The sequence below is a fragment of the Rhizobium sophoriradicis genome (assembly GCF_003939025.1).
Classification (GTDB): domain Bacteria; phylum Pseudomonadota; class Alphaproteobacteria; order Rhizobiales; family Rhizobiaceae; genus Rhizobium; species Rhizobium sophoriradicis.
On sequence record NZ_RQIH01000011.1, the window covers coordinates 1 to 17775 of the forward strand.

15 protein-coding genes are annotated in these 17775 nt (G+C 62.7%); 3 read left to right on the forward strand and 12 right to left on the reverse strand.

The features are described 5' to 3' along the window. Positions 1-245: 245 nt before the first annotated feature. The 3 genes from otsA to EFR00_RS18975 form a co-directional block, all read right to left on the reverse strand. On the reverse strand, positions 246-1652 hold the full coding sequence (otsA, locus tag EFR00_RS18955) for an alpha,alpha-trehalose-phosphate synthase (UDP-forming) (protein WP_077992711.1): 1407 nt from the start codon (positions 1650-1652) through the stop codon (positions 246-248). Between the two features lie 447 nt (positions 1653-2099). After that, positions 2100-3725, reverse strand: a complete 1626-nt coding sequence (gene pgi, locus EFR00_RS18960; RefSeq protein WP_077992709.1) for a glucose-6-phosphate isomerase — start codon at positions 3723-3725, stop codon at positions 2100-2102. Positions 3726-4134: 409 nt separating this feature from the next. Then, positions 4135-5835: a long-chain fatty acid--CoA ligase gene (locus tag EFR00_RS18975; RefSeq protein WP_077992707.1), complete on the reverse strand. Its 1701-nt coding sequence runs from the start codon at positions 5833-5835 to the stop codon at positions 4135-4137. A 244-nt stretch (positions 5836-6079) separates the two neighbouring features. Between EFR00_RS18975 and EFR00_RS18980 the strand changes: the two genes are divergently transcribed. Beyond that, a complete protein-coding gene (locus EFR00_RS18980) occupies positions 6080-6472 on the forward strand; it encodes a PRC-barrel domain-containing protein (protein WP_077992706.1) in 393 nt (130 codons plus the stop codon). Positions 6473-6904: 432 nt separating this feature from the next. Here EFR00_RS18980 and EFR00_RS18985 read toward each other — a convergent pair whose 3' ends face one another. From EFR00_RS18985 to EFR00_RS19010, 6 genes are all read right to left on the reverse strand, one after another. Continuing rightward, positions 6905-7300: a VOC family protein gene (locus tag EFR00_RS18985; RefSeq protein WP_009989565.1), complete on the reverse strand. Its 396-nt coding sequence runs from the start codon at positions 7298-7300 to the stop codon at positions 6905-6907. A gap of 38 nt (positions 7301-7338) precedes the next feature. After that, on the reverse strand, positions 7339-8088 hold the full coding sequence (locus EFR00_RS18990; protein WP_077992703.1) for an ABC transporter permease: 750 nt from the start codon (positions 8086-8088) through the stop codon (positions 7339-7341). Beyond that, a complete protein-coding gene (locus EFR00_RS18995; RefSeq protein ID WP_009991652.1) occupies positions 8085-9029 on the reverse strand; it encodes an ABC transporter ATP-binding protein in 945 nt (314 codons plus the stop codon). Before EFR00_RS18995 ends, EFR00_RS18990 begins: the two co-directional genes overlap by 4 nt. Beyond that, positions 9026-10192, reverse strand: a complete 1167-nt coding sequence (locus EFR00_RS19000) for an ABC transporter permease (RefSeq protein WP_077992701.1) — start codon at positions 10190-10192, stop codon at positions 9026-9028. The genes EFR00_RS18995 and EFR00_RS19000 overlap by 4 nt, the downstream gene beginning before the upstream one ends. Before the next feature lie 57 nt (positions 10193-10249). Beyond that, positions 10250-11158 (reverse strand): glycine betaine ABC transporter substrate-binding protein OsmF, encoded by a 909-nt coding sequence (gene osmF, locus EFR00_RS19005; protein ID WP_077992699.1) that lies wholly within the window; start codon positions 11156-11158, stop codon positions 10250-10252. A gap of 187 nt (positions 11159-11345) precedes the next feature. Beyond that, positions 11346-11612, reverse strand: a complete 267-nt coding sequence (locus EFR00_RS19010) for an acetyltransferase (RefSeq protein WP_245345046.1) — start codon at positions 11610-11612, stop codon at positions 11346-11348. On the opposite strand from EFR00_RS19010, the gene EFR00_RS19015 reads away from it, so the two are divergent. Both EFR00_RS19015 and EFR00_RS19020 read left to right on the forward strand, forming a co-directional pair. Next, complete coding sequence (locus EFR00_RS19015) at positions 11580-12809, forward strand: LysR family transcriptional regulator (protein ID WP_077992696.1); 1230 nt, start codon at positions 11580-11582, stop codon at positions 12807-12809. The genes EFR00_RS19010 and EFR00_RS19015 overlap by 33 nt on opposite strands. Beyond that, positions 12806-13531 carry a copper homeostasis protein CutC gene (locus EFR00_RS19020; RefSeq protein ID WP_009992787.1) on the forward strand — a complete coding sequence of 242 codons (726 nt, stop codon included), beginning with the start codon at positions 12806-12808 and terminating at the stop codon, positions 13529-13531. The genes EFR00_RS19015 and EFR00_RS19020 overlap by 4 nt, the downstream gene beginning before the upstream one ends. Positions 13532-13845: 314 nt before the next feature. Here the strand turns inward: EFR00_RS19020 and EFR00_RS19025 are convergent, their stop codons facing one another. From EFR00_RS19025 to EFR00_RS19035, 3 genes are all read right to left on the reverse strand, one after another. Continuing rightward, complete coding sequence (locus EFR00_RS19025) at positions 13846-14865, reverse strand: zinc-binding alcohol dehydrogenase family protein (RefSeq protein WP_077992694.1); 1020 nt, start codon at positions 14863-14865, stop codon at positions 13846-13848. A 259-nt stretch (positions 14866-15124) separates the two neighbouring features. Continuing rightward, positions 15125-16099, reverse strand: coding sequence for an ABC transporter permease (locus tag EFR00_RS19030; protein WP_038686652.1), 975 nt, complete (start codon positions 16097-16099; stop codon positions 15125-15127). 120 nt (positions 16100-16219) lie between these two features. Next, entirely contained in the window at positions 16220-17773 is a 1554-nt protein-coding gene (locus EFR00_RS19035) for a sugar ABC transporter ATP-binding protein (protein ID WP_077992693.1), read from the reverse strand. Positions 17774-17775: the final 2 nt, after the last annotated feature.

Sequence of the window (17775 nt, forward strand, 5' to 3'; positions counted from 1 at the left end):
CGCTGCCGCCTGCCTGCGGCAACAACGCATCAACAAAGCTGAATTGACCCGTCTGCTTCACCGCCATCCAAATCATCTCCGTTCAAAAACAACGGAATCATATTCTCAGCATTTTGCAACAGTCCCCGAGGGGGAGAAGGGGACATGCCGCAACGTCTCGACGCCCCGTTTCTCGCGCCAACCATCAGTGTTTTGCCGGAGATTGCATTCTTCGCGCGGTCGCGTTCAGCCGCTCGACCAGAAAACTATCCCTGCGCCCCATTCCGGTCGGAGCTCGGAACAGCCACCAAATCCCGCAGGAAATCTTTGCACCACAGCGAGACGTCGTGGGAGAGCAGATGTTCCATCATCCTGCTCCAGCGCTCGCGGCGCTCCTCGAGCGACATGGCGAGCCCACGCGCAATAGCATTGGCGGTGCCTTCGACATCGTAGGGATTGACCAGCAGCGCGCCCTTCAACTCTCGTGCGGCGCCGGCGAAGCGTGACAGCACCAATACACCGGGGCGATCCGGATCCTGGGCGGCGACATATTCCTTGGCGACGAGGTTCATGCCGTCGCGCAACGGCGTGACCAGCCCGATCGTCGCCAGCCGGAAAAGCCCGGCGAGTACGTTGCGGCTGATAGACCGGTTGACATAGCGGATCGGCACCCAGTCGACCGTTCCGATGGCGCCGTTGACGCGGCCGGCCTGTTCGGCGACCATCTTCTGCATATGCTCGTATTCAGGAACTTCCGATCGGGATTTCGGCGTGACCTGCAGAAAGGTCACCTTGTTCTGGTAGGCGGGATTGCTGGTGATGAAACGCTCGAACGCTTCGAGCCGCTGAATGATGCCCTTCGAATAATCGAGCCGATCGACGCCGATGATCATGTCGCGGCCTTCGATGCTGCGCCGGGTCTTCTGGACCATGACGTTGTTGGCCGCTTTTTCGGCGAATTCTGCAAATGCCGCGGTCTCGATGCCGATCGGATAGGCGCCGGCCTTGAATATCCGCCCGTGCGAATCGAACAAGCCGTTGCCGAGGTCGTCGCCAATGCCCTCCCGGCGCAGATAGCCGGCGAAATTCTGGAGATCATAGTCCGTCTGGAAGCCGACGAGATCGTAATGCGAGAGCCCACGCATGATTTCCTCGTGGACCGGCATGGTGACGAGGATGTCGGCCGGCGGCCAGGGAATGTGCAGAAAGAAGCCGATCCGGTTCTTCAGTCCCATCTGGCGCAGTTCCGCCGCCAGTGGAATGAGGTGATAATCGTGAACCCAGATAATGTCATCAGGCTCGATCAACGGCGCCAGCCGGTGCGCAAAGAAGCGGTTGACGCGGAAATAACCGGCCATTTCCTTCCGGCCATATTCGGCGAGATCCAGGCGGTAGTGGCAGATCGGCCAGAGAACGCGGTTGGCAAAGCCGCGATAATATTCCTCGACGTCGGTGTCGGTGAGGTCGGTCAGGGCATAGGTGATGTTGCCCTTCTGCTGTTGCGACAGCGCGCCCGGTTCCCTGTCGCCGCTCGACTCTCCCGACCATCCCATCCAGATGCCGCCGCGCTCCTGCAGGGCCGCCTGCAGCGCCACAGCCAGGCCGCCGGCAGCGGAGCCGCCATCCTTGCTCGGCACGGGAACACGATTGGAAACGACGATAAGACGGCTCATGAGCTTCCTTCAGTTAAGATGGGACATGAAAACGCAATGTGATGAGCATCCTGGAGAACCGCCTGAATGTGGCGGGGGAGGCTGGGCAGGCAGCGACTTCGAATGAGCCATCCGGACGAGGGGCGGAGGCCGGCGGGAACAATGGAACGGAGCGTCGTTCCGGGCTTGGTAGGCCATGTCGTCGGAAATACCCATTGCACAGAATTTGCTTGAATCTAGGGCGATTACAGCGGAATGGAAGAATTCTTTCTACAATTTTCCATTAGAAGAACATTTCATCCGGTTCCGCACGCCGAACCCGTCGCGCCGCAGGGGCGCGCCCCTGCCGATGTCAGTTTTGGTAATGATGATGTTGACGCCAATCACGGCGCCGGCTGGTCGACAGGCGCGCCGATCGAAGCCTGCCGGCGCGCCCTCCATCCACATACAGGGCGCGCCCTCGAGCGCCTACTTCGCCAGCTTCGCCAGCGCCGCAACCAGCCCTTGCGTCGAGGAATCATGACCTGCCGCGCTCTCCTTGCCCTCGACGACAGGCAGCAGGCCCGTCGCCAGTTCCTTGCCGAGCTCGACGCCCCACTGGTCGAAGGAGTTGATGCGGAACAGCACGCCTTCGACGAAGACGCGATGTTCGTAAAGCGCGATCAGCCGGCCGAGCGCATAAGGCGTCAGCTTGTCGTAAACGAAGGTGATCGAGGGACGGTTGCCCTCAAAGACCCGGTGCGGGGCGATGAAATCGGCCTTCTTATCGTCCATGCCCTTGTCGGTCAGCTGCTTCTTGGCTTCCGCGAAGGTGCGGCCCTTCATCAGCGCTTCCGACTGGGCGAGGACGTTGGAGATCAGCAGCTGGTGCTGGTGGCGCAGCTCCGGCTCGAAGGCATTGGCGGCGATCATGAATTCGGCCGGGATGACGCTCGTGCCCTGGTGGATCAGCTGGTAGAAGGCATGCTGGCCGTTGGTGCCGGGCTCGCCCCAAACGACCGGCCCGGAATTGCCCTCGACCGGCGTGCCGTCGATGGTCACGCCCTTGCCGTTCGATTCCATGTCGAGCTGCTGCAGGTAGGCCGGGAAGCGCGACAGACGCTGATCGTAGGGCAGGATGGCGCGGGTGGGATAACCCAGCACGTTGCGGTGGTAGAAGCCGATCAAACCGAGCAGCATCGGCAGGTTTTCGGTAATGGGTGCCTTACGGAAGTGGTTGTCGACGGCATGTGCGCCGTCGAGGAATTTGCCGAAATTCTCCGGCCCGATCGCGATCATCAGCGGCAGGCCGATTGCCGACCAGATCGAGTAGCGGCCGCCGACCCAGTCCCAGAAGCCGAAGACGCGGGCGCTGTCGATGCCGAAAGCAGCGACCTTGTCGAGCGCCGTCGAGACGGCGGCGAAGTGGTGCTGCACGGCCGCTTCGCCGAGCGCCTTGGCGATGAAATGGCGCGCCGTCTGCGCATTGGTCATCGTCTCCACGGTGGTGAAGGTCTTCGAGGCGACGATGAACAGCGTCGTCTCCGGCTGAACCAGCTTCAGGATATCGGCGATATGAGCGCCGTCGATATTGGAGACGAAATGGGCGCGCGGGCCGTCATGGAAGGGGGCAAGCGCCAGCGTCGCCATGACGGGGCCGAGATCGGAGCCGCCGATGCCGATATTGACGACATCGGTGATCGCCTTGCCGGTCGCGCCCTTCAGCGCGCCGGAGCGGATCTCGTCGGCAAACTTGCCCATGGCGGCGAGCACCGCGTTGACATCGGGCATGACGTCCTTGCCGTCGACCAGAACCGGCGTGTTGGAGCGGTTGCGCAGCGCCGTATGCAGCACGGCGCGATCCTCGGTGAAATTGATCGCCTTACCGGAGAACATTTCCTCGCGCTTCATCTCGACACCGCCTTCTTCGGCGAGCTTGACCAGCAGCTTCAGGATCTCGTCATTCACCGACGTCTTGGAAAAGTCCATCAGGAGGTCGTCGAGCGCGACGGAGAATCGCGAAAAGCGCTTGGGATCGGCGGCGAAGGCGGCACGGATATCGGTCGCCTGGGTAGCGGCCGCAGTGCTTTTCAGCTGTTCGACGATGGCGTTCATGGGGGGCTCCTTTGGAGGCGGAAAGGTTGCGGAAACTATTCGCTTTATCGCCCGCAAATCAAGCTCAGCCATCGCTCCCGAAACAAAAAAGCCACCCGCGGCAAGCGGATGGCGTTTAGAGCCTTTCCTGGTCAGCTTGAAGCATTCTGCCGGAGCAGGTTTTCGTCAGGGCAGAGGCGATTGGCGACGGGCATACCCCAAGGTACGTCCGAGCCGATCGCCTCTGATCCTGGCGGAAAGATGCCCGGCCCTCCGGGTTGGCTGAAACGGGCCGGCTGATCGACCGGCCGGCTTGGCCGTAGAGCTGGGCTACGACGCGCGCCGGCCGGTCGACCATCCGACTCCGTTTGAGCCAACAGAATGCTTCAATCTGACCAGGAAAGGCTCTAATTTCATGAGCTTGTCAAATTCAGTCGCGCAGATCCTTGCGCAGGATCTTGCCGACCGGCGACTTCGGCAGCTCGGTGCGGAATTCGATGAAGCGCGGGCGTTTGTAGTTGGTGAGATTGGCGATGCAATGGGCCTTCACCTCGGCTTCTGTCAGGTTCGGGTCCTTCCTGACCACGAAGAGTTTGACCGCTTCGCCCGAATGCCCGTCCGGCACGCCGATCGCGGCGGCTTCGAGGATGCCGGCATGCATGGCGGCAACCTCCTCGATCTCGTTCGGATAGACGTTGAAGCCGGAAACGAGGATCATGTCCTTCTTGCGATCGACGATCTTGGTGTAGCCGCGTTCGTCCATGAAACCCATGTCGCCCGTGCGGAAATAGCCGTCGGCCGTCATCACCCGCGCCGTTTCCTCCGGCTTCTGCCAATAGCCGGCCATCACCTGCGGTCCGCGGATGCAGATTTCGCCGATCTCGCCGAGCGGCAGCGGACGGCCCTCCTCGTCGCGAATGTCGAGTTCGGTGGAAGGAATAGGCAGGCCGATCGAGCCGGTAAACTCGATCGAATCGAAGCGGTTGGCGGTGGCGACCGGCGATGTTTCCGAAAGCCCGTAGCCTTCCGTGATCGCCGTGCCTGTCGTCTTCAGCCAGCGTTCGGCGACCGGGCGCTGGACGGCCATGCCGCCGCCGAGCGACATGATTAGCGAGGAGAAGTCGAGCTTGGCGAAATCGGCATTGTTCAGCAGTGCGTTGAACAGCGTGTTGAGGCCCGGGAAGATATGGATGTTCGATTTTTCGAACTCTTTGACGAGGCCGGGAATGTCGCGCGGATTGGCGATCAGGATGTTGTGGGCGCCGAGCGACATGCCCATCAGCGAATTCACCGTCAGCGCGAAGATGTGATAGAGCGGCAAGGCGCAGAGGAAATTCAGCACTTCGGGCTGCTTCTTGCGCTGGAAGGCCGAGCGCAGCCAGAGCGACAGCTGCAGCTTGTTGGCGAGCAGGTTCTGATGCGTCAGCACCGCGCCCTTGGCAATGCCTGTCGTGCCGCCGGTATATTGCAGGAAGGCGACGTCGCCGCCGGTAAGCGCCACCGGTTGGAGGCTCTTTTTTGCGCCTTCGCGCAGCACCTGGCTGAAGCTCTTATGTTGCGGGATCGACCAGGAGGGAACGAGCTTCTTCACCTTGCGCACGACGAAGTTGACGATCAGCCCCTTGGCCCCGAGCATTTCGCCGAGCGAGGTGACGACGACATGGCGCAGGTCGGTCTTGTTCAGGACCTGCTCCACCGTGCGGGCGAAATTCTCCAGCACGAAGATCGCCTTGGCGCCGGAATCGCGCAGCTGGTGTTCGAGTTCGCGCGGCGTATAGAGCGGGTTGACGTTGACGACCACCAAGCCGGCGCGCAGGATCGCATAGGTCGCGACCGGGTTCTGCAAGACGTTCGGCATCATCACCGCGACGCGGTCGCCCTTCTCGAGCCCGATGCTCTGCAGCCAGGCGGCGACCTTGCGCGTCTGGTCGTCCAGCTCGCGGTAGCTCATCGCCTTGCCCATGCTGGAAAAAACCGTCCGATCGGCGTAACGGGCGCAGGACTTTTCCAAGAGTTCGACAAGCGAGGCATGTTCCATCGGCGGCAGTTCGGCCGGAACCATATCCGGATAGGTGGCAAGCCAGGGCTTGTCGGCTTTTGCTCCGTTCGGATGGACGGAAATGCTGCTCATCGTGTCTCTCTCCCTTGCGGCGCCGCGCCGGCGCCGAGCCGCTATCGGCTGCGATTGACCGGAAGCATCCTCCATCTTCCTGTCCGGCAGCTTATGTCATTGCCTGAACGGTTCAAGCTCAATGACGCTATACTAACCTTGACGTAAACGTCAACATTCGCGGATAGCTCGACCTGGAACTTTGAGTCCGCCGTGACGTTGAATCTGCATACTCACCATGAGGAAACACCAAAGGAGGTGCACAATGTTGAACGAGGAAACCGACGCCACCCGCCGCGACCCGCATGTGAAGGATACGCCTTCGCTGATCGCCAGCGACCGCGTCGAAGGCACCCGCGTCTATGGCGCCGACGGCAGGCATATCGGCTCGATCGAACGCCTGATCATCGGCAAGCTCGATGGCCGCGTCGCCTATGCGGTGCTGAGCTTCGGCGGCTTCCTGGGCATCGGCGACGATCACTATCCGCTCCCCTGGGAAAAGCTGAACTACGACACACAGCTGGACGGCTATCGCATCGACCTGACCAAGGAGCAGATCGAAGGCGCACCGAGCTATTCGGACGATGACGACACCTGGTACAACGATAATGGCCGCCGGGTATACGACTACTATGGCGTGCCGCCTTACTGGATGTAATCTCGTCCGATAGGCCGAACTGGAAGGGCCCCGTGCGATGCGGGGCCTTTTGGTGTGTGGTGACGGTGGCCAAAGGCGTGCCTTACAAAGCGTGCGAGGAACGGGGAGGTCGCGGCATGTCCTCTTCTCCCCTCGGGGAGAAGGTGCCGGCAGGCGGATGAGGGGGCCACACGCCACACCCCTGACGTATTCCGGCACGCCAATGCCGACGCTGTTTTCCAGTATGTTGATTACAATCAACAGGATGCAGCCGTCGTCAAGTTCCACATGACGCTTATCTTGGAAAGACCAGAGTCTTCGGCCCCCTCATCCGCCCTACGGGCACCTTCTCCCCGAGGGGAGAAGAGGGAGTCGAGAGGCTGCGGCCGCCTTAATCACCAACCCGCAACAAGATCATTGGCCGAACGCAGCCGCAATCAGGTTATTTCCTAGCTAGAGAAACCGCCCGTGGCGCTGCAACACTTCGATTTTGTAGCCGTCGGGGTCGCTGACGAAAAAGAACAGGCCGAAGAGCCTGCCGTCGCGATTGAGCTCCACCAGCTCGCCCGGTTTCAGCCCGAGTTTCAGCATGCGCTCACGCTCCACCGCCACTTCGTCGACGGAGACGGCGAGATGGCCATAGGCATTGCCGAGATTATAGGGTTCTGTCCGGCCCTTGTTGACCGTCAGCTCCAGTTCGAAGCCGGTCTCGGCATTGCTGAGATAGATCAGTGTGAAGGTTGCGAATTCGACACGGTCGGCGACCGAAAGGCCGAAGGCTTTGCGATAGAATTCGACCGAACGCGCCTCGTCGAGAACGCGGATCATCGAGTGGATCATCTTCGCCAATTCTGCCTCCCATTCTTTCGGTCACGGTAGCGGTCCCCTTACGCCGCGCGCAAGCCGATTCTTCGCGTGATCGCCGCTTCGACGAGGCCCATGGCGTCATAGATCAGCACTGCCATCAGGCCGACGATCAGCCCGCCCTGCAGGATGAAGGCGGTATTGTCCGATATCAGCCCGGCGATGATCACCTCGCCGAGACCCTTTGCCGCCACCGTCGAGCCGATCGTCGCCGTGCCGATATTGATCACGGTCGCGACCTTCAGCCCCTCGAGGATCAGCGGCAAGGCAAGCGGCAGCTCGACGCGCAACAGCCGCTGCGTGGCGCTCATGCCCATGCCGTCGGCGGCGTCGAGTACCTGCGGCGACACCTGCTTCAGGCCGGCCACGGTGTTTTCGAAGATCGGCAGCAGGCCGTAGAGAAAAAGCGCGATCAGCGTCGGCATGGCGCCGAAGCCTGTGGCGGGAACGGCAAGCGCCAGCACCGCGACTGGCGGAAAGGTTTGGCCGGCATTGGCGATGGCGCGCGACAGCGGCAGAAAGTCCGCCCCGCTTTCGCGGGTGACGAAGATGCCGCCGAGAACGGCGAGCACGGCGCTGCAGGCGATCGATCCGATCACCAGCTGCAGGTGCCCGAGCGCAAGCGAGGCGAGGCTGTTTTGCGTATAGACGGCCGGCGCATTGTTGCTGGTCAGCGGCACGAGCAGGAAGGAGAGCCACTCCGTCCTGAACAACAGGATCAAGAGCAGGGCGAGCGCCGCCAGGCGGAAGAGATTGGCGACGAGGAGTTTCATGCCTTGCGGCCCAGTTCGAGCAGCCGGCTCATCGAGATCGATCCGACAGGCGCCTTCTCGCCATCCTGCACCGCCGCCTCGTCGACCCCCTGCCAAATCATTTCGGCGAGCGCGTCGCGGAGACTGAGCGACTGCGGCAGAGCATAGGCAAGCCCGCTTTTGGCCGGCTCCATGCTCTCCTTCAGCGGCAGCAGCGACATCAGCTTCAGCGCCCGGTCGGAGGTCCCGGTCAGTTGCTGGACGAAGGGATCGGCGGGTTCGGTGAGGATCTTTTCCGGGGTCGAGCATTGCAGCAATCTGCCTTGGCTCATCACCGCGATCTGATTGCCGAGATGGAAGGCCTCGTCCATATCGTGGGTGACGAGAATGATAGTGGTGCCAAACTGCTTCTGGATCGCCAGGAGGTCGTCCTGCGCCTTGCCGCGGATGACGGGATCGAGGGCGCCGAAAGGCTCGTCCATCAACAGCAGTTCCGGTTCGGCCGCCAGCGCCCGGGCGACGCCGACGCGCTGCTGCTGGCCGCCGGAAAGCTGATGCGGATATTTGTTGGCGAAATCAGCCGGATCGAGGTTGAACAGCCCGAGCAGCTCTTCGACGCGCGCTGCGATGCGCCTCGAATCCCATTCGAGCAGCTGCGGCACGGTGGCGATATTCTGCGCCACGGTCCGATGCGGAAAGAGCCCGTGCCCTTGGATGGCATAACCGATCCGGCGGCGAAGCTCGGTCACCTCGACGTCCATCACATTCTGGCCGCCGACGAAGATCTCGCCTTCGGTGATCGGCACCAGCCGGTTGATCATCCGCATCAGCGTCGACTTGCCGGAGCCGGACGTGCCGACGATGACGGTGATTTCGCCCTTCTCGACCTGCATCGAGACATTGTCGACGACGGTGGCGGCGCCATAGCGCTTGGTGACGTTCCTGATCTCGATCATGCTCATGCGGCAGGCCCCCGGATGCTGTCGATGACCGCATCGAGGATGACGGCCGATGAGAAGGCGAGGAAGACGGTCGGAACGGCGCCGAGCAGGACGAGGTCCATCGCCGTCTGACCGAGCCCCTGGAAGATGAAGATGCCGAAGCCGCCGCCGCCGATCAGTGCGGCAATCGTCACCATGCCGATCGCCTGCACCAGCACGATGCGAATGCCGGTGAGAATAACCGGAAAGGCGAGTGGCATGTCGATACCAACAAGGATCTGCCGGCGCGTCAGCCCCATGCCGGCCGCAGCGTCGCGCACCGAGGGGTCGACGCCCTGCAGGCCGACGACGGTGTTGGCGACGATCGGCAGCAGCGAATAGAGCACCAGCGCGATCAAGGCCGGCGCCGTGCCGATGCCGCGAATGCCGATAGCGGCGGCCAGGGGCACATGCGTGGCGAGATAACCGAGCGGCAGCATCAGCAGGCCGAAGAGCGCGAGACTCGGGATCGTCTGAATGAGGCTCAAACCCTGCAGCACCACCGCCCGCAGCCTCGGCACCCAGAAGCAGAGGATGCCGAGCGGCAGGCCGAGAATGATGGCGATGGCAAGCGAGCCGAGCGCCAGCAGCAGATGCGAGATCGCTTCCGTCTCGAATTGCGGCGCCCGCGTCGAAAATTCCTTCATAATCGACAGGCTGTCGAGCAGGCCGGAGGAAAGCGAGATGAACAGCAGCGCCGTATAGGCGGCCAGCGCCGCCACCCGCATCCACGGCGCCAGCCTTATCTTCACCAGCGCATCAGAGATGACGAGGCCGATCACCGCGAACAGCACCCAGAAGCCGCCGCCGGGCGTCATGCGCGCCACGGTGCTGCCGGGCGGCGTCGCCGCGCTCGAGACGAGACCGATCGCAACGACCAGCGCCGCAAGGCAGAGTGTCGCGATGACAAGACGCGCCAAGGCGTTGCGGAGAAACAGCGTCGCCACGGCCGTGAGAATAAGGAGGGCGGTCAGGATGACGACGGAAGGCTGGGGAAGCAGCTGAGCCAGCAGCATCGGTTTGCCGGCGGCGATGCGGTTCGCCTTGACGTAGATGAAGGGCATCAGTGCGGTGGCCGCAATGCCGCCGGCCACCAGAACCACGCCGAGCCGATCCAGCCTGCGGACCGCTGAGGTTTCGTCCATCGATCCAACCTTATGGGAAAAGACGCTCCGCCCGCTGCCGGGCGGAGCGGGCGATGATTACTTCAGGAAGCCCTTTTCCTTGAGATAGGCCTCGGCGACGGACTTTGCCGGCTCGCCGTCGACCTGGATCTTGGCATTGAGCTTGCGCAGCTCGTCGGCGCTCAGGCTCTTGAAGATCGGCGAGAGGATCTCCTCGATCTTCGGATTGGCTTTCAGAACCTCTTCGCGGATGATCGGGGTGGGCGCATAGACCTGCTGCACACCCTTGTCGTCTTCGAGAACCGTCAATTCGGCCGCTTCGATCGCGCCGTCGGTGCCGTAGACCATGGCGGTGTTGACGCCGTTCGTCTGGTCGGCCGCCGCCTTGATCGTCGCCGCCGTGTCGCCGCCGGAGAGAACGACCATCTGATCAGGCTTTAGCTGGAAGCCGTAGGTCGTCTGGAAGGCGGGAAGCGCGCCGGCCGAGTTGACGAATTCGGAAGACGCCGCAAGCTTGGCGGTGCCGCCGCCGGCAACCCATTTGCCGAATTCGGACATGGTCTTCAGCTTGTTCGGCTCGGCGACATCGTTGCGCACGGCGAGCGCCCAGGTGTTGTTTGCCGGTGACGGCGTCAACCAGACGATCTTGTTGGCGTCGTAATCGAGCTTCTTCGCCAGCTCATATCCCTGGTCGTTGTTCTTCCAGGCAGCATCCTCGGCCTTGTTGAAGAAGAAGCCGGCATTACCGGTATATTCCGGATAAATATCGATTTCGCCTGCGGTGATCGCCTTGCGCACCACGGGTGTGGCACCGAGGGCGATGCGGTCCTGCGTCTTGATGCCGTTTGCTTCGAGTGCCAGTGCGATGACGTTGCCGAGCAGCGTGCCTTCCGTGTCAATCTTCGACGAGACGACGACGTCTGCGGCCTGAACCGCACCCGCCGCAAAGGCAGAGAGCGAGACGGCAAGTGCGAGTTTCTTCAGCATGGAATATCCCCTGTTTTAACACCGTTGACGTGGCGCAAGCCCCCCGGCGGGAGGCGTATGCGCAGGAAATCCGCCGGCGAAGGCGACAAGGCCGCCATCATGCCGGAATTGCGTGCGTCATGGAAATAGCGTGCACGCTCGAAAAATCGATGCAGGCCCCCTCCAGTATTTGCGTTCGCGCCCTTGATTATGGCGGCGAACGCGGCTCGCCGCGCGGAAAGGCATTCCCTTTTCCAGGGTCGGCGCGATTTGTTTTTGTTCCCTTGCGTGTTTCCGCGATGCTTCCGGTGCTCTTCTGCGGATAACCGCCGCCCGGATTTTTATGACGGCGACGATAGCCCGGCTCTGTCGAGGCAGGGATATCTTTTTTCGCGAACACATCATATCGTCCAGTTTTTAAAGCGCTTTCCGGAGCCAGCCTTTGCATCTCGGCGCCTTGTTCATCATCCGCCACGTCCTGACCTCGGCGTCGGTCCGCGAGACCGCGCGTCGTTTCCAATTGTCGCCCTCCACCGTGTCTGCGGCCATCCGCAATGCCGAGACCGAGCTGGCGATGAAGCTGACGGAACGCGCTTCCGGCGAGCTGGTGACGCTGATCGCAGGCGGCGGCGTGCTCGAAGGCCTGGAGCCGATCACGGTCGCGATCGGCGAACTCTGCCAATTCGCAGGCCAAGTCGGCGCCGGCGGGATCGATGAGGCCTGGGCCGCCCGCATTCCCGTCAAGATCGTCGCGATCGAACGCTTTCTGGAGGTCGCCGACCAGGGCAGCATCAACCGCGCAGCCCGCCGCCTTCATCTCGGTCAGCCGCAGCTTTCGCTCCAGCTTGCCAATCTTGAGAAATTCCTCGGCCGCCGGCTGTTCGAGAGGCAGGCGCAGGGCTCGGTGCTGACTGAAGAGGGCAGGCGCGCCTACCAGATCTTCATGGCGATCAGCCAAGCATGGAATGATCTGAAGTCCGCGGCCGACGAGCGCTATCGCCGCACCGCCCGGTCGCTGCGCATCGGCTCGATCATCCCGACCGGATCGGAAAGCTGGGTGGCGCGTTGCCTCGGGCTGCTGGTCTCCGAATGGAACGCGCGCCGCAGCAACAATGCGATCTCGCTGGTCTCGATGACCGCCGACGATCTGCGCGAGGCGCTGAAAAGTGGCCGCATCGATGTGGCGATCCTGGATTCGGTCTTCGGCCTGGAAGACTTCCGGCATCGCGAACTGCTGCAGACCGACATGGTGGTGATCGCCCCGCGTCACAGTACGCAAACCTCGGTCGCCGATCTCGTCGCCGCCCATGCGATCTGCATGCCGAGCCCGCGCACCGGCCTCGGCCACGCGGCCATGGCCTTCAGCGACGAGCGCGCGCCGAACCGGCGCTTGCGCAGCCGCGATATCACCGCGGCGGATTCGCTGCCCGTGATCGTCGATCTCGTCGCCAATCACGGCTATGTTTCCTTCCTCGGCCGCGTCAGCGCCATGCCGATCGCTGACAAGGTGCGCATCGTCGATCTCGACGAGCATCTGCCGATGTCCTATCACGTCGCCTTCAACCACCGCAAAGCCGCCGCCGATGCCTGCGCCGTCATCATCGCGGCGGCGGCAAGAATAACCTCGGAAGCCGTCGCGAAAACCGACGCAGTCAGGGAGAGCGCAGCATGACGATCCTGCTGGAAGTCTGCGTCGACAGCGCCGAGGGCCTTGCCGCCGCGATCGAAGGCGGCGCCGGCCGTATCGAACTCTGCTCGGCGCTGGAACTCGGCGGCCTGACGCCGTTGCCGAGCCTGATGCGGATCGCCGCCCGCGCGCCTATTCCCGTTTACGCGATGATCCGCCCACATGCCGGTCCCTTCATTTTTGGTAGCGCCGACGAGGAGGCCATGCTGCTCGATATCGACGCCGTGCGCGCCGCCGGCCTCGCCGGCGTCGTCATCGGCGCCAACCGCCCGGACGGCACGCTCGACATGCCGCTCATCCACCGCCTGAAGGCGCATGCATCAGGCCTCGGCTCGACGCTGCACCGGGCTTTCGATCTGGTGCCGGATGCCGATGAGGCGCTGGAGCAGGCGATCGAACTCGGCTGCGAACGCATCCTCACCTCGGGCTGCGCGCTGAAGGCCGCGGATGGCATCGAAACCCTGAAACGCCTGTCGGCAAAGGCGGCCGGCCGCATATCCATCATGCCCGGCAGCGGCATCCGTCCCGGCAATGTCGGTGCGATATTGCAGGCGACCGGCGCCCGCGAGGTGCATGGATCCTGCAGCTCACCGGTCGAAAGCGTCGATCCACGTGCGGTCGCTTTCGGTTTCGAGGCGAGGAGCAGCAACAGGACCGATGTCGCGGTGGTCAGGGAGATGTGCAGGGCGATTGCGGCTGCGGGTTAGGGGTTTCGCAATTCCGGACGGAAGCCGTTTTGCGCTTTGGAACGACGCAGCGCTTGTGGGGATGGGTCCTCGGGTCAAGCCCGAGGACGACGGAGTGTGGGGGAGCGCTTGCGGCAAGGACCGCAGGGGCGTGTGGCTTTATTGGAATTGCCGTCTTTATTTACGCGATTCCCACGCAAGACCGCCCCACATTTTGCTGGAATTCCTCCGAACGTCCCGCCTCTTGCCGCATAGGTTTCCCCACTCTCCGTCATACTCGGGCTTGACCCGAGTATCCACGCCGAGCACTCGACGCCTATGTTAAGCGTTGTCTCCTACCCGCCAACCCGGATCACCGCCTTGATCAGCCCGCTCTTTTCATGCGCCCAGCGGGCGAGATCGCGCGGCGCATCGGCAAGCGTTGTGCGATGGGTGATCAATTTATCCACCGGCACCAATCCCTTGGCGATGGACTCCGCCACATGCTCGAAATCGGCGCGGGTGGCGTTACGGCTGCCGATCAGCATCATTTCCCGCTTGTGGAACTCGGGATCGGAAAAGCGGATATCGTCCTTGACGACGCTGACCAGCACCAATGCGCCGCCATGGGCGACGAAGGAGAAGGCTTTCTCCATCGAGGGCCCGTAACCGGTCGCGTCGAAGACGACGTCGAAACCGTCGCCATTGGTTTTTTCCCGTACGGCATCCGCCGTGCCTTCATTGGCGACGATGCCGGAGGTGAAGCCGAAGCGTTCGGCCGCCATCTGCAGCCGCTCGGCGCTGGTATCGAGCAGCGTCACGGCATGACCGGCAATGCGCGAAAAGATCGCCGCGCCGAGGCCGATCGGGCCGGCGCCGATGACAAGTGCGCGCGCGCCGGCGCCGGCCAACGAGCGGCGCACCGCATGAGCGCCGATCGCCAGAAACTCCGTCGTCGCCGCCGCCTCCAGGCTGAGGCCCTCGGCGGGATAGAGATTGTCTGCCGGAACGGAAATCTCCTCGCAAAAGGCACCGTCCGTATGGACGCCAAGCACCTTGATGTTGGTGCAGCAGTTCGGCTTGTCCTGGCGGCAGGCGATGCATTGGCCGCAGGAGAGGTAGGGATTGACGATGACCGGCGTGCCGGCCGCCAAACTCACGCCGTCGCCGGCTTCGATGACCGTCGCCGAGATCTCGTGCCCCATCACCCGCGGATATTCGAGGAAAGGGTGTTTGCCCTCGAAGATATGATAATCCGTGCCGCAGATGCCGACATGGCTGACGGCAAGGCGCACCCAGCCGGACGCCGGTGCGGCGGGAGATGGCCGCTCGACGGTCTCGAGCACGCCGGGCTCGCGGCAAACTACTGCTTTCATGACGGGTCTCGCATTCTTCGTTCTTTACTCTGTGTCATACCGCCGCTGTTCTGTTCGTGTGGGTAGCTGCCCCTCACCCTAACCCTCTCCCCGTAAACGGGGCGAGGGGACTTGCCCTGCACGACGTCAATGGGCACGGAGAGGTTGGCGCCGTTTGCCCTTCTCCCCGCGTGCGGGGGTCCGAAGGATGGTCGAGACCTGTGGCTCGACCCCGGCCGGTGGCGGCAGCCGGCCTGTTCGACCGGCTTCCCTAGGCCTCTCAACTGCTCTTGCGGCGGCGCAGCTGGTCGAAGAACACGATCACGATGATCAGGAGACCGGTGATGATGCGCTGCCAGAACGAGTTGACGTTCAGAAGGTTGGCGCCGTTGTTGATGGTGGCGAGGATGAAGGCGCCGATCAGCGGGCCGTGCACCGAGCCGACCGCGCCGAACAGGCTGGTGCCGCCGATGACGGAGGAGGCGATCGCCTGCAGTTCCCAGCCGTCGGCCTGCGTCGCATTGCCGATGGCGATGCGCGAGGCGAGCAGCACGCCGACGAAGGCGGCAAAGCCGGCCGACAGAATATAGGCAAGATAGATCATGCCCTTGACGTTGACGCCGGAAAGACGGGCGGCTTCGGCATTGGAGCCGACCGCGAAGAGATAGCGGCCCCAGCGGCTCAGGTGCAGGAAGACGAAGGAGGGCACCGCCACCAGGATGACCATCCAGAACAGACTTGGGATGCCGAGGAAATCGGCGCGGGCGAAATTGCTGAAGCTCTCATCGGTGATGCTGATCGTCGAACCGTTGGTGATCAGCAGGCCGATGCCGCGCAGCGACGTCAGGGTCGCCAACGTGATGATGAACGGCGGCAGGCCCATATGGACGATGCCGAAGCCGTGGAAGGCGCCGATCGCGACGCCCATAGCGAGCGTCAGCAGGATCGCTGCCCAGAGCGGCACGCCCGCCTGCAACAGCCAGGCGATGATGACGGTGCAGAAGCCGACGATCGCGCCGACCGAAAGATCGATGCCGGCGGTGATGATGACGAAGGTCTGGCCGAGCGCCAGGATCGCCGTCATCGCGCCCTGACGCAGCAGGTTGGAAATGTTGAGCGGCGTCCAGAAGCTGGCGGTGACGAAGCCGAGCACGATCCAGAGGAAGATCAGCAGCCCGATCAGGGTCAGGCCGAACAGGATGTTCATTTTCCGGCGTGGCGGCGGCGCGACAATTTCGGTGGGGGTGGCAGTCATGAATTTTTCTCCCTCTTAGAGAATTTCCGTTTTTCCGAATGACCGAAATTCTCTATCTCTTTGTTCTCACGCATTTCCGAACGCAAAACCGCAGCGCGCTTTCGCTGGAATTGCTTGTGCTCAGACGCCGATCGCCTCGCTGAGCACTTGTTCATGCGTTGCCGCGTGGAAATCATGGCTGGCAACGACCCTGCCGCCGCGAAAGACGTGCAGCCGGTCGGCCAGTTCGTAAACCTCCGGCAGGTAGGAGGAAATCAGGATGATGCCGGCCCCCTCCTTCAGAAGCTTGGCGAACAGCCGGTAGATTTCCGCCTTGGTGCCGACGTCGACGCCGACGGTCGGCTCGTCGAAGATGAACAGCCTTGCGCCATGGCTCAGCCACTTGCCGATGACGATCTTCTGCTGATTGCCGCCGGACATGCTGGAAGCCGGCACGCGCCGGCTCGGCGTCTTGATGCTGAGATCGCGGATCTGCCTGTCGGCATTGGCCGATTCACGCGCATGACTGATCACCGGCCCCTGGCTGAGACGCCCGAAGACCGGCAGGTTGATGTTGAGGCCGATCGGCAGGTTGAGGCAAAGCCCCTGGTCGCGCCGGCTTTCCGGCGCCAGTGCAATGCCGAGCTCCATCGCCGTGCGTTCGTTGCGGATATCGACACGTTTGCCCATCCAGTGGATTTCACCGGAGCTGATCGGCTGGCGGCCGTAGAGGCCGAGCGCAAATTCGCTGCGGCCGGCGCCGATCAACCCGTAGAGACCGACGATCTGACCGGCCTTTACACTGAGCGACACGTCCTCGAAACCCGGACCCGAAAGACCCTTGACCTCGACGATCGTCTCGCCGAAGCCGATTTCTTCCTTATGGTAGATCTGCTCGATCGAGCGGTTGATCATCAAAGCGATCAGCTCGGCATCGTTGGTCTCGCCGATCAGCCGAGTGCCGACATGCGTGCCGTCGCGCAGCACCGAGACACGGTCGGCCAGTTCGAAGACTTCCTCCATGCGGTGGCTGATATAGACGATGGTGACGCCTTCGCCCTGCAGGCGGCGGATCAGCTTGAACAGCTGCGCCGATTCCTGGCGCGTCAGATAGGCCGTCGGTTCGTCGAAGATCAGGAACTGCGTGCCGCGCATCGCCGCGCGCGCCGTTGCCACCAGCTGCTGCTGGCCGATCGTCAGCGAGCTTAAGAGCGCGCCGGCCGGCAGACCGAAGCCGAGATCGTCGAGCACGGCCTGCGCCATCTTTTCCATCTGCTTCTTGCGCATCAGGCCGTAACGGTTGACCTCGTCGCCGAGGAAAAGGTTGGCGGCGACCGTCAGGTGCGGGCAGAGGACGACTTCCTGGTGCACCGCGTTGATGCCGCGGGCGATCGCCTCGTTCGGCGTAGACAGCGCGACCGGATGGCCGCACCACAGCACTTCGCCGGCCGTGCGGGTGATGACGCCGGTGAGCAATTTGATGAGGGTGGATTTGCCGGCACCGTTTTCGCCGACGATGGCGTGGATCTCTCCGGCCAGGAAGGTCAGCGTCGCCGGCTTCAGCGCCTGCACATGACCGTAGTTCTTCTGCAGGCCTTTCAGTTCGAGGATAGGCGTTCCGGCGGGAATGCGGTTGGCTTCTTTCAGCGTGGCGCTGTCATCATGGCGATGACTGACCTCTTCCAGTCCGATCATGG